Origin of the sequence: Shimia sp. (genome assembly GCF_022448905.1) — a bacterium.
GTDB lineage: Bacteria > Pseudomonadota > Alphaproteobacteria > Rhodobacterales > Rhodobacteraceae > Shimia.
In genome coordinates, this window is the sequence record NZ_JAKVCW010000008.1 from 1 (window position 1) to 12,699 (window position 12,699).

The following is a 12,699-nucleotide window of genomic DNA, read 5'->3' on the forward strand; positions in this document are numbered from 1 at the left end:
GTGAATCCTCCGTTTTCTAAACATAGCGGCGGACCACTTCAGTGGGGGAGGATCACACGCCAAAAGAAGCTGAACGCGAAGCCCGCGACCTGATCCTGAAAATATCGGCGCCAGAGGCCGGAATGACCGTGGCGCAGATATGGGATGCCTATCAAGTCGAGATGGGAGAGCGCAGACAAGCGGCAAAGCTCGCGCAGGTAGGAAAGAATATACTGCCCGAATTGGGGCATCTTTCCGCTGCGCAGGTCACGAAGGACGATTGCCGGTCCTACGTCGAGCACCGCCGCAGCCAAGGGCGCAAAGACTCCACCATTCGCACCGAGCTTGGATGCCTTCGGTCTGCGATTCTGTGGGCGCATAGCGCCGAGCTGATCCACCGCGCCCCGACGATAGAGATGCCTTCTGCGCCCCCGCCACGCGACCGCTATCTGACGAGAACCGAAGTAAGCGCTTTGCTGGCATCTGCGATTGATCCGCATATCCGTCTCGCCATGCTGTTAATGCTGACCACGGCTGGCCGGTCTGGCGCCATCCTTGAACTGACTTGGGATCGCGTCGATTTAGACCGCCGGATCATCAAGCTCTCCACCAATGATATTGGCCCCCGCAAGGGCCGCGCGACTGTGCCAATAAACGATACCCTAATGGCTGCGCTGCAAGAGGCGCGTGAGGCCGCACTCAGTCGTTATGTTGTCGAGTGGGGAGGTAGACGCGTGAAATCGATCAAGACCGGCTTTAACGCCGCAGTCAAACGCGCTGAGATTGATCACTGCACCCCGCACGATCTGCGCCGCACCGCTGGGCGCTTTATGGCGGAATCTGGAGTGCCGATTGAGGAGATCGCGCAGTATCTCGGTCATACGAACCCGAACATCACCCGCGCGACATACAGTCAATTCTCGCCCGATTATCTGCGCCACGCTGCAGGTTCACTTGAATTGAATGGCCCCCGTTTGGTTCAACGAACCAGAGGGAAAACCCTAAAAGACTGAAAAGGCCCTTATTTTATTGGCGACCCCGGCAGGATTCGAACCTGCAACCTGCCCCTTAGGAGGGGGCTGCTCTATCCAGTTGAGCCACGGGGCCACGCAGGGGCCTTCTAACCCCGGCTTGTGTGTTTGTCATCCTGCGAATTTCTAGAAAACAAGGTTCAGAGATGCGTTTCAAAAGCGGCCACAACCTGCTCATACACCTCACGCTTGAACGGCACGATATTGGCCACCAACTGGTCCGCTGGCAGCCAGCGCCACTCGGAAAACTCCTGATGGTCCAGCGCGATATTGACCTGCTCATCACGGCCCTGAAACCGCATCAGATACCACTTCTGCTTCTGGCCCCGGTACTTGCCTTTCCAGATGCGCGAAGCAATCTCCAGCGGCAGATCATAGGCAATCCAGCCCTCGGTTTCGGCTTCAATGGTCACCAAAGACGCCGACACACCGGTCTCTTCCTCAAGCTCGCGCAGCGCGGCGTCGCGCGGCGCTTCACCCTTGTCGATCCCGCCCTGGGGCATCTGCCAGGCCGGCTCCTTGCTGTCGATGCGCTGGCCCACAAACACGCCACCCTCGGCGTTCACCAGCATCACGCCCACATTCTTGCGATACGGCAGCTTTTCCAGCTCTTCAGGGGTCATTTGCGCACTCCAAACACAGATCTCTCCCCGTCCTAGCGAAGCGCCTCCCCGGACGCAATGCGCCTGGGCTTCTCCTTCCCTAAATATCCCGGGGAGTCACAGCCTGCTGTGACGGGGCAGCGCCCCTCAAACCAAAACGGGCGCCCCCACCGGGACGCCCGCAAATCTCACGCACTGCGCAGCTTACTCTTTTGGACCCAACGCCGACAGACCGGTCAGGATGTCCAGCGCATAGGCCAGTTGATAATCCTCTTCGCGCAGCTTGGCGGCTTCTTCCGCCTTGGCACGATCTTCCTCGATCTGACGCACCTCATCCTCGGACAGGCTGTCGTTGTTGAGGCTGCCGCGCAGGTCCGCCTCAGAGCGGGTGCGGCGGTTGGTGTCCTCTTCCTCCTCCGGCGTCTCTGCAGCCCGGCGCGGCTGTTCCACCACAATGTCCGGGCTCACGCCGAGCGCCTGAATGGAGCGGCCCGACGGCGTGTAATAGCGCGCCGTGGTCAAGCGCATCGCGCCATCGCCGCGCAGTGGCATCACCGTCTGGACAGAACCTTTACCAAAGCTCTTTGTGCCCACAACAATCGCACGACGGTGGTCCTGCAGCGCACCGGCCACAATCTCAGACGCCGAGGCAGACCCACCGTTGATCAGCACCACAATCGGCTTGCCTTCGGCCAGATCCCCTGGCGTCGCGTTGTAGCGCTCACCATCTTCTGGGTTGCGGCCGCGGGTAGAGACAATCTCGCCCTTTTCAAGGAAATTGTCGGAGACCTTGATTGCCTGCGTCAGCAAACCACCGGGGTTGTTGCGCAAGTCCAGCACAATCCCGTTCACGTTCTCCATGCCACCCAGCTCTTCAACCTGCTTATTGAAGCCTTCCACCAGGTTTGGCGTGGTCTGATCGTTAAAAGTGGTCACCCGCAGCACCACGCTCTCGCCGACATTGCGGCTGCGCACAGCGGTCAGCTTGATGGTGTCGCGCACAATCGTCACGTCAAACGGCTCCGGTTCGCCTTCGCGCACCACGGTGATCACGATCTCGCTGCCCACTGGGCCGCGCATCTTTTCAACCGCTTCGTCCAGGGTCAGACCCAGCACACTTTCGCCATCCACATGGGTGATAAAGTCGCCCGCTTCGATGCCCGCCGCATCCGCCGGGGTTTCATCAATTGGCGAGACAACTTTCACAAAGCCTTCTTCCTGCGTCACCTCGATGCCCAGGCCGCCAAACTCGCCACGGGTCTGCACCCGCATGTCATCGGCATCATCCGGGCTCAGATAGCTGGAATGCGGGTCCAGAGAGGTCAGCATACCGTTGATCGCCGCTTCGATCAGATCGGCGTCATCCACCTCTTCCACATATTGAATGCGGATGCGTTCAAAAATGTCGCCAAACAGGTCCAGCTGTTCATAGACATTGGACTTGCGCGCGCTTTCCTCTGCCAACAGCGGCCCGGCCACCTGTGTGGTGACCAACAGACCGGCCACAATGCCTCCCGCTGCTGCGGCGACGAATTTCTTCATAGGTTATCCATCCTCATTCGTTTGGAACCACATTTCCGGGTCCACAGGCGCTTTGCCTTCTCTGACCTCTATATAGAGCGTTTCTGAGCGCGCATTGCCAGAGGCTTCACCAGACTGTGAGAGAATTGCGCCACTTTCCAGCCCATTTCCTCCCATTAGGCCAATTGGCGCGCCCTCAGGAATCACTTCGCCCGCGTCCCCGTAAACCTGCGCCAAACCTCCTAACACAAAGAGTACGCCAGGTTGCGGCTCAAGGATCATCACATTGCCGTAGTCCAACAATGGCCCGCGATAGCGGATTGTCGCCGCTGTGGGGGAGACCACCAAAGCGCTAGGTCGCGTCGCCAGCACCAGACCGGGGCGTCGAATGCCCGCCGCGTCCGCCTCTCCTGCGCGGCGCAGCACGCTGGCTTCCACCGGCAAACGCAGGCTGCCTTTGCGGTCCATCACATCCGGCAGGACGATCTCTGCCATGCCCTCCACCTGCAAATCCACCAGCGCACTGGCAAAGCCTTCCAGCGTTTCGGTGGAGGCAATCAGCAGCGCGGTTTGCACCGGGTCTTCCGTGAAGCGCTTGGGCAAATCGGTGCGATCGGCAATGGCTTTGGACAATTCGGTCCGCGCGTCCTGCGCGCCTTCCAGCCCGTCCTGCAACGTATCCGCAGCGCCTTCCTGCAGGCTGCGCAAGATAGTCACTTCTTCCAAATCCCGCCGCAACTCTGCTGCGCTCTTCTCCAACGCAGGAGTCACATCCGCAAGGATCATGCCGGACCGTGCCGTGCCCATCGGCCCACCAGGGTGCACCATGATCACCTCCGGCGGGCCTTTTCCCATGCTTTGCAACACGCCCAGCAAACTGGCAATCTCCGCCTCTTGCGCCTTGAGCTGCTTGGACAACTGCGCCTCACGAATGGCCGCACGCCGCAGTCCTGACCGCAGGGCCGTCAACCCGGTCTCATAGGCCTGCACCACACCGGTCAGCGACTTTACCCGATCGCGCCCGCCTTTGGCCTGTGCCAAGGCCACCGAGGCCGCCTCCAGCTGATCCACAGCCTCCCGCGCCGCCGTCGCCGGATCTGGCTCGCCCCACGCGGGGACGGCCATCAACGCCAAAGACGCCGCAAGGATATATCCGCGCAGAGCCCTCAAACGATCAGGCTCTCTCCGGTCATCTCTTCCGGCTGCGCCAGTCCCATCAACTGCAACAGGCTGGGCGCCAGATCGGCCAAGCGCCCGGCCCGCAAGCCAGCGCCTTCTGGCCCATTCACCAGCACCACAGGCACCAGATTGGTGGTATGCGCCGTGTGCGGCCCGCCGGTCTCGGGATCAACCATCACTTCGCAGTTGCCGTGATCCGCGGTGACAATCATCGCCCCGCCAACCTTTTCCAGCGCTGCGCGCACCTTGCCCAGCCCGCGATCGACTGCCTCACAGGCCGCCATCGCCGCCTCAAGGCTGCCGGTGTGGCCGACCATGTCCGGGTTGGCGTAGTTGGTCACGATCAGGTCATAGCCATGCTCAATCGCGGCAACAAACTTCTCGGTGACCTCATCGGCACTCATTTCCGGCTGCAAATCATAGGTCGCCACTTTTGGCGACAGCGGCATAAACCGATCCTCGCCTTCAGAAGGCGTCTCTTCCCCGCCGTTCAGGAAGAAGGTCACATGCGGGTACTTCTCGGTCTCCGCCAAACGGAACTGCGTCTTGCCTTTCTTGGCCACCCATTCGCCAAGCGTGTTTTTGATTTCTTGCTTGGGATAGGCGGTGGTCATGTAGCCATTGTGCTGTTCGGAATAGTCCACCATGCCCAGCACCGCAGCCCAGTCAGGACGCGCGGAGGCATCAAAGGCGTCAAAATCCGGCTGCGCCAGCGCCGCCAAAATCTCCCGCGCCCGGTCGGCGCGGAAGTTCAAACAGAAGAACCCGTCGCCGTCTTTTGCGCCCGCATAATCGCCAATGGTAGTCGCCACGATAAACTCATCGCTTTCATCGCGCGCATAGGCCGCTTCCACCGCCGCAACACCGTCTGCCGCTTTGTGCTCTGCGTCACCTGTCACCCAAGCGCCAAACGCCTGAGACACTCGCTCCCACCGATTGTCGCGATCCATTGCATAGTAGCGCCCGGTCACGGTGCCAACTTTGGCGCCTTCCGGCATCTGCGCTTGCAGGGCTGCAAAGTATTCCAGCGCCGACTTCGGCGCCACATCACGCCCATCCGTGACCGCATGCAGCACCACAGGCACGCCCGCGTCCGCAATCGCTTTCATTGCCGCCAGCACATGGGTGATATGTCCATGCACCCCGCCGTCAGAAACCACACCCATCAAATGCGCTGTCCCGCCGGTGTCTTTCAGCTTGGCAATAAACGCCTGCAGGGCCGCATTCTCAAAAAACGATCCGTCTTCAATGGCCAGATCAATCTGCCCGAGATCCATCGCCACCACTCGGCCCGCCCCGATGTTGGTATGGCCCACCTCGGAGTTGCCCATCTGCCCGCTTGGCAGACCGACATCCGGCCCATGGGTGATCAACGTCGCATGTGGCCCGTCGGCCATCATCGCATCAAAGTTTGGAGTTTTCGCCAGAGAGGGCGCGTTTGCCTCGGTTTGATCGGACAGCCCCCAGCCATCCAGAATGCACAATACAACGGGCTTTGGCGCCATGATCACTTGCTCCAATAGGAAGGTCGGCCTCAATTACAGGCGTTCTACCGCGCAGGCTGCCGCGAAGGAACCGGTTTTTGGGGTAGCTGGGGTGGAAAGCGCCCGCCGGTGGAGAAATGGGGGCCAACCCCCGCCGCCCTGACGGGCGACTCCCCCGGGATATTTGGGGCAAGAAGAAGCAGGGGAACCCTACCGCCGACCTTCGCGCAGCCACCCCATCAGGATAAACCCGGACGCCAAAAGCAGCACCAACCAGCCCGGCAACAGCGGCGCCCGCGCCACGTCCAGCGTCTCAAATGCCTCCCTTGGTGTCAGGCCAATCCAATTGCGCCCCGCCGCAGGGCGGCCTTCGCGCACATTGCGCACGCCCGGCACGCCGTCTTCCAGCCTCAACACCCCACCTCGCGTTGCCTCCAGTAGCGGCGTCAACGCTTCCGCGCTTGCGATGGTGGTCTCAAACTCCCGCGGTGCCGCAGGACCAAGCCCCACAACGGTTTCCATGTCATCCTGAGCAAGGCGATAAAGCCCCATCTCCAGCCCTTCAAAGGTAGTTTCAAACTGCCCCGGCGCGCCCTCGCGCATCTCCAGCGTGACCGTCTCGCCGCTTGGCGTGGTAATGGTCAGCGGTCCCACGGCCTCTTCCAGACTGCGACGCACAATCCGCAGCGTCTGCCCCGTGGGCTCGGCCCAAAGCGCCTCTTCTTCCAGCTCCGGCTCGCCCATCATCCAATGCGCCAACCGCCGCAACAGCTCCAACTGCGGGCCGCCACCTTCATAGCCTCGCGCCCAAAGCCAGGCGTGATCGGAAGCCAAAAGCGCCACGCGCCCCTCTTCCACCCGATTGAGCACCAATAGCGGCCGATCCTCACTACCGGTCATCAACACATCGCCCGCATCCGGCGTCACCTCAATCTGCCGCAGCCAGCGCCCCCAGGTCTCTTGCTCCGGCAAGCCCGCCGTCACCGGATGGCGCGCCCCAAGCTCTGACACGGTTGGCGCGTAGGCCTCATCCACAACCCGCGCCGTTGGGCTGGCGGGCAGCACTTCGGCCAATGGCGAGCGAAAAATACTATCAGCCGAGGCATAATCCGGCCCCGCCGCGACAAGCACCGCCCCACCTTTACGCACGTAATCCGCCACGTTTTCCAGATACAGAGACGGCAAAATCCCGCGCCGTTGATAGCGGTCAAAGATGATCAGGTCGAAATCCTCAACCTTCTCCAAAAACAACTCCCGCGTTGGGAAGGCAATCAACGACAACTCGCTCACCGGCACGCCGTCTTGCTTCTCCGGGGGACGCAAAATGGTGAAATGCACCAGATCCACACTGGCGTCCGACTTCAGCAGGTTGCGCCAAGTCCGCCCGCCTGGATGTGGCTCACCGGACACCAACAATACGCGCAACCGATCCCGCACGCCGTTGATCTGCACCAGCGCGGCGTTGTTGCGATCGGTCAGCTCTCCGTCAGCCATCGGCACCGAAAACTGGATCACATTGCGGCCACCATGGGACAACGTCACCGGCAGATCAATGTCACGATCCAACGGCACAGAGAACCGCTGCGGATCGTCGCCATCAATGGAAATATCCACCTCCACACGGTCGGTATCGGTGGGTGCTGCGCCAGTGTCCTCAATCCGCAGGGTCAGCGTCACCGGCTCACCCAGAATGGCAAAGGCGGGGGCGTTTTTGATGCTCAACCGCCGATCCCAATCGCCTTCACGCCCGGATTGTAGCAAATGAAACGGCGCCGGCAGGTCGGGTGCGCGATCCATGTCATGCACCTGCCCGTCACTCAAGGCCACAATACCGGCAATCCGCCCACGCGGCTCCTGCGCCAAAGCCTCAGACAGCGCCGCCATCAACTCCGTGCCGCCGTCACCATCCGCATCGCCCACATCAATCCGGCGCACTTCGGTGTTGTCCCGCGCCGCCAGGCGTGCCTCCAAAGCCGCCGCCGCGTCTTCGGTCTGCGCCTCGCGATCACTCAACCGCTGGCTGGCAGAGCCATCCACCAGCATCAGAACAATATCACTCAGCGCCGCGCGGTTTTCGGTCTGCAACACCGGCCCCGCCAAAGCTGCCAAAATCACCAGACCCGCCGCCCCACGCCAAGCCCATCCGGCCAAGCCGCGCCACAGCGCCACCGAAATAGCCACCGTGCTCAGCACCGCCAAAACCGCCAAAAGCCACAGCGGCACAATCGGATCAAACACCACGCCCGTCATTGGCCCAACCGATCCAGCAACGCAGGCACATGCACCTGATCGCTCTTATAGTTCCCGGTCAGCACATGCATGATCAGGTTCACTCCAAAGCGATAGGCCAGCTCCCGCTGCCGCTCACCCGCTCGACCGCGGCCCACCGGGAACAACGTGTTGCCACGTGTGTCCACCGCCCAGGCCGCACCCCAATCATTGCCGCCAATCACCACCGGTGTAACCCCGTCATTCAGATTGCGAAACGGCATGCCTTCAATCTTTTCCGCATCCGCAGGCGCCGCCTCAACCCAGACATCACGGCTCATGTAGCGCCCCGGAAAATCCTGCAGCAGGTAAAACGTCCGCGTCAGCACATGATCCTCCGGCAGCGGGTCAAGCGGCGGAATGTCCAAACCAGCCGCAAGCCTCTGCAACTTCCGCCCCGTTGGGCTGCTCGCGCCAAACCGCGCCACATCGCTGTCGCGCGTGTCAAACAGGATCATACCGCCACTGCGCAGATAGGCGTTGAGCTTGCCATAGGCCTCTTGCGACGGGGTGGGCTGATCCGGCGTGATCGGCCAGTAGAGAAACGGATAAAACGCCAGCTCATCGGTCTCCAGATCCACTGTCACCGGGTCCGCAGGCTCCACCGACGTGCGGAAGTAAAGCACATTGCTCAACCCCCGCAGCCCCGCCAGCGCGATGTCATCGACCTCACGATTGCCGGTACGCACATGGCCCAACACCACCTCCTGCGCATGGCTGGCCGTGGCGGACACTTCCTGCGCAAAGCCGTCTGCTGCTGGCAACATCAGCGCCAAGGCCACAGCCGCCAACCGCGCGCCCCAAAGCCGCCCGGACACAAACAAAGACGCCAGCACATCCAGCGCCAAAATCACCAAAGCCGCCGCAAGGAAATAGCCCGACAGATCCGTCGTCACCGCCCCGCGCAGCCCTTCTACCGGCACGGTTACTGGCCAAGTTGCAGGCGCCAGCTCTGTGTCACGCGCCATCACATGCAGCGCCAACACCTTCTCCCCATCCCGGTACAACCCGGGCTGCAAGTCTGGCCCCACGCGCCCCTCTGCCAAGGTCTCGCCCGCCACGCCGGGCAGGGTCTGTGCATCTTCCAAGCGTCCAAATCCATCCAGCACTTTCAGCGGCTGCCAAGTGGTGCCCGCCAAGCGCGCCTCGGCCTCGTCCCCCACCGCACTCAGCACCGCTAAACGGTCCAGCATCTGCACAAACAGACCCGACAAAGGCAACCCGGACCACTCCGCATTGGCGGTCACATGCACCAGCACCACCTGCCCCTGCCCCACAGCCTTACGCGTCACCAGCGGCGTGCCATCACTCAGGCTGGCAATCACCCGCTCCGCCAAAGTTGGGTCCGGTTGCGCCATCACCTGCGCCGTCACGGTCACCTCATCGGGTACCGGCAAGCCATAAAACGGGCTCTCCACATCAAACGGCGCCAGCGACTTAGGCTCGCCCCAACTCATCGCGCCGCCGACACTTCTGCCACCCGCACGCAGGCGCACTGGCAACAACGGGTCTTCCTCGGTGCGGCTGATCTCACTCGCCGCCAAACGCGGCCCGGCAAAGCGCAACAGCAGCCCGCCGTTTTCGAGCCACTCAATCATCGCCGCGGTCTCGCCCTCAGACAACACCGCCACATCGGCCAAAACAATCACGTCAGGATTGGCGGGCAGAATGTCACTCAACGCGCCTTCGATCACATCCGCCGTCGGCACCAAGGCCTGTCGCAGATAGTGCAACGGCGACAACAGCTGCAGCCCCTCGCGGTCTTCCCGCCCGGCAATGAGCGCCACCTCGCGCCGCCGCAGGCTGTCATCACTGAGCGCAACTGCCCCCGCCGAACGCACCCCCGCAATCTCAAACCGCGTCAACCGCGCGCGCAGCTCGCTTGGCAAGACAAGCGCGTTCTCGCTCGACTGCGCGCCTTCTTCAAACACCAGCGGCAAGCTTGCCAAAACCTGTTCCGTGCCACCGGGATCGGTGCCGATCGCCAGTGCCGTGACCTCCTGCGCAATCGCCACCTCGCTGCGCTGCGCGGTCATCACCAGTTTGCCGTCTTCATAACTGGGCGGCATCAACGCCATGGCCCCGCGCCCGGTCTGCACCACCCGCACCGCGCCCTTGTCCTGCAACGCCGCCAGCAAATCATCGCGACCTTCGCGGGCCACACCGTCTGACAGCCACACCGTGTCAAACCCATCCGCAGCCGCAAACGTCTCGGCAAACGCGGCCATCGCCGCTTCATCCGCCGCCCAGGCCATCGGCACCACGCCCGCCATGCGCGACTTCCACGCATCCGCCTGCAGGAACAACAGCGGCTCCGGCGCGCTCAACCGCTGCACCGCTGCCACGCGCCCATCCCGCGCCGCTTCATCCAGCAGCGCTGTGACCATATCCCGCCGCGCGTCCCAATCCGGTGCCGAGGCCCAACTGCCGTCCATCAAAATCAACAGCGGCCCGCTACCAGCCTCGCGAGTTTGTGGGTTCAGCACCGGCCCCGCCAGCCCGACAATCACCGCCGCTACCGCCAGCATCCGCAGCAACAACAACCACCACGGCGTGCGATCCGTGACCGTGTCCTCGTCGCTCAGCCCAAGCAGCAGCACCACGCCGGGAAACCGCCGCCGGATTGGCGCCGGCGGAATCGCCCGCAAAATCAACCACAGCACCGGCAGCGCGATCAGTGCCACCAGCACCCAAGGGGCGGTAAATCCTATGGGCAAGCCAAAGATCATCCGCGCCGCTCCAATGCCCGATGCAACCACAACAACGCCGCCTGCGCGGGTTGCCCCGTGCTGTGATGGCCATAGAGCCAGCCGGTAGCACGACATAGGTCTTTCAAAGCCGCCTGCCGTTCTGCCAACCGCTCCAGATACCGCGGCCGCAGATCATCCGCTTTCTTGGTATCGTGGCTCAGACTGCCGCCCATGCTCTCAAAAATCGCCCGGCCCTTATAGGGAAAATCCTCTTCTGCCGGGTCCAGCACCTGCAAACACGCCCCCATGACCCCACGATCCGCCGCTTTGGTCAGCGCCGCTTGCACCGCGTCAAAATCCCCCATGAAGTCAGAGACAAACACCGCCCGCGCATGTGGCAGCATGGCCCGCGACTCTGGCGTGCCATAGTCCGGCGTCTCGCCACCGACATCGTCGCGCAAAAACATCTCCGCCAGCCGCAAAATCTGCGCCTCTCCCCGACGGGGCGGCAAATCCGTGCCGGTCAACCCGACCCGTTCGCCGCTGCGAATGAGCAGGATCGCCAAGGCCAAGGCCAAAAGCCGCGCCCGATCCGCCTTCTGCGGTGTTTCCTTATCGCTGGCAAACAACATCGACGGGGCCGTATCGACCCACATCATCACCGACTGGGCCACCTGCCATTCGCGCTGCCGCACAAACTGCGCATCCGATTTGGCCGACCGCCGCCAGTCAATCATGCGCAGGCTGTCGCCAGGCTGCACCGGCCGGTACTGCCAGAAATCATCGCCCATGCCTGCGCGCCGCCGCCCATGCTCGCCGAGCAACACCGTGCCCGCCAAATGCTCCGCATGTGCCAACAGGGGCGGTAGGCTGGCGGCCTCCGCCTCAGCCTGACTGCGCAGATAGGGCGCTGCACTCACGCGGCGGCTCCAACATTGTCAAATCGCGACACCGTTTCGGCAATCAGCCCCGCAAGGTTCTCGCCCCGCGCCCGTGCCGCAAAGGTCAGCGCCATCCGGTGGCTCAACACCGGACCGGCCATGTCAATCACGTCCTGCGCATTGGGCGCGAGCCGCCCTTGCAACAACGCCTGCGCCCGCACCGTCATCATCAAGGCCTGCGCCGCGCGGGGTCCCGGCCCCCAGGCCACATTTTCACGCACCGCCTCGGTCGCCGTCTCGTCATCCGGACGGCACGCCCGCACCAGATCCAGGATCAGCTCCATCACGCTTTCGCCAACCGGCATACGCCGCAGCAGCGTTTGCGCCGCGATCAACTCCTCTGCGGTAAACACCGCATGGGCCTCTTCCTCTTCCACACCGGTGGTGGCCAAAAGAATATCGCGCTCCGTGTCACGATCCGGATATGGCACATCAATCTGCACCAAGAACCGGTCCAATTGCGCCTCCGGCAACGGATAGGTGCCTTCCTGTTCAATCGGGTTTTGCGTTGCGAGCACATGGAACGGCGCATCCAGCGGGCGATCCGCCCCGGCCACCGTCACCTGTTTCTCCTGCATCGCCTGCAACAGCGCGGATTGCGTCCGCGGGCTGGCGCGGTTGATTTCATCCGCCATCAACAGCTGACAAAAAATCGGCCCCGGCACGAATCGGAACTCCCGCGTGCCGCCTTTGCCTTTCTCCAAAACCTCAGAACCGAGAATATCGGCGGGCATCAAATCCGGGGTGAACTGCACCCGGTTGCCATTAAGCCCCATCACAGTCGACAGCGTGTCCACAAGGCGAGTTTTGCCCAGGCCCGGCAGGCCGATCAGCAGCGCATGCCCCCCACAGAGCAAGGCCGAAAGCGTCAGATCAACAACCTGTTCTTGTCCGATAAAGCGCTTGGTGATCGCCGCCTTGGCCTCCGCCAATTTGCCGCCCAGCTCTTCAATCTCTGCGACAAGGTTGTCCACATCCGCCATACTGTGTCTCCCGTAACTCTA

The 12,699-nt window shown here is 62.4% G+C and carries 9 protein-coding genes and 1 tRNA gene; 1 reads left to right on the forward strand and 9 read right to left on the reverse strand.

Features of this window, described 5'->3' with window-relative positions:
* Positions 1-41 precede the first annotated feature (41 nt).
* Entirely contained in the window at positions 42-992 is a 951-nt protein-coding gene (locus tag MK208_RS10920) for a site-specific integrase (RefSeq protein ID WP_294116550.1), read from the forward strand.
* Between the two features lie 17 nt (positions 993-1,009).
* On the opposite strand, the gene MK208_RS10925 is transcribed toward MK208_RS10920, so the two are convergent.
* The 9 genes from MK208_RS10925 to MK208_RS10965 form a co-directional block, all read right to left on the reverse strand.
* A tRNA-Arg gene (locus tag MK208_RS10925) sits at positions 1,010-1,086 on the reverse strand.
* Between the two features lie 64 nt (positions 1,087-1,150).
* On the reverse strand, positions 1,151-1,633 hold the full coding sequence (locus tag MK208_RS10930; protein ID WP_294116551.1) for an RNA pyrophosphohydrolase: 483 nt from the start codon (positions 1,631-1,633) through the stop codon (positions 1,151-1,153).
* A gap of 183 nt (positions 1,634-1,816) precedes the next feature.
* Positions 1,817-3,154: a S41 family peptidase gene (locus tag MK208_RS10935; RefSeq protein ID WP_294116552.1), complete on the reverse strand. Its 1,338-nt coding sequence runs from the start codon at positions 3,152-3,154 to the stop codon at positions 1,817-1,819.
* A 3-nt stretch (positions 3,155-3,157) separates the two neighbouring features.
* Positions 3,158-4,258, reverse strand: a complete 1,101-nt coding sequence (locus MK208_RS10940; RefSeq protein WP_294116553.1) for a peptidoglycan DD-metalloendopeptidase family protein — start codon at positions 4,256-4,258, stop codon at positions 3,158-3,160.
* A 41-nt stretch (positions 4,259-4,299) separates the two neighbouring features.
* On the reverse strand, positions 4,300-5,820 hold the full coding sequence (gene gpmI, locus MK208_RS10945; protein ID WP_294116751.1) for a 2,3-bisphosphoglycerate-independent phosphoglycerate mutase: 1,521 nt from the start codon (positions 5,818-5,820) through the stop codon (positions 4,300-4,302).
* Positions 5,821-6,006: 186 nt separating this feature from the next.
* Complete coding sequence (locus MK208_RS10950) at positions 6,007-8,046, reverse strand: hypothetical protein (RefSeq protein ID WP_294116554.1); 2,040 nt, start codon at positions 8,044-8,046, stop codon at positions 6,007-6,009.
* Positions 8,043-10,793 (reverse strand): DUF4159 domain-containing protein, encoded by a 2,751-nt coding sequence (locus MK208_RS10955; protein WP_294116555.1) that lies wholly within the window; start codon positions 10,791-10,793, stop codon positions 8,043-8,045. The genes MK208_RS10950 and MK208_RS10955 overlap by 4 nt, the downstream gene beginning before the upstream one ends.
* Positions 10,790-11,674 (reverse strand): DUF58 domain-containing protein, encoded by an 885-nt coding sequence (locus tag MK208_RS10960; RefSeq protein WP_294116556.1) that lies wholly within the window; start codon positions 11,672-11,674, stop codon positions 10,790-10,792. Before MK208_RS10960 ends, MK208_RS10955 begins: the two co-directional genes overlap by 4 nt.
* On the reverse strand, positions 11,671-12,678 hold the full coding sequence (locus tag MK208_RS10965) for a MoxR family ATPase (protein WP_294116557.1): 1,008 nt from the start codon (positions 12,676-12,678) through the stop codon (positions 11,671-11,673). Before MK208_RS10965 ends, MK208_RS10960 begins: the two co-directional genes overlap by 4 nt.
* Positions 12,679-12,699: the final 21 nt, after the last annotated feature.

What these genes read in the sequence shown, in the direction of transcription:
- MK208_RS10930 (WP_294116551.1), bottom strand. Translation starts at nt 1,633, where the DNA reads ATGACCCCTGAAGAGCTGGAAAAGCTGCCGTATCGCAAGAATGTGGGC.
- MK208_RS10935 (WP_294116552.1), bottom strand. Translation starts at nt 3,154, where the DNA reads ATGAAGAAATTCGTCGCCGCAGCAGCGGGAGGCATTGTGGCCGGTCTG.
- MK208_RS10940 (WP_294116553.1), bottom strand. Translation starts at nt 4,258, where the DNA reads ATGGCCGTCCCCGCGTGGGGCGAGCCAGATCCGGCGACGGCGGCGCGG.
- MK208_RS10950 (WP_294116554.1), bottom strand. Translation starts at nt 8,046, where the DNA reads ATGACGGGCGTGGTGTTTGATCCGATTGTGCCGCTGTGGCTTTTGGCG.
- MK208_RS10955 (WP_294116555.1), bottom strand. Translation starts at nt 10,793, where the DNA reads ATGATCTTTGGCTTGCCCATAGGATTTACCGCCCCTTGGGTGCTGGTG.
- MK208_RS10965 (WP_294116557.1), bottom strand. Translation starts at nt 12,678, where the DNA reads ATGGCGGATGTGGACAACCTTGTCGCAGAGATTGAAGAGCTGGGCGGC.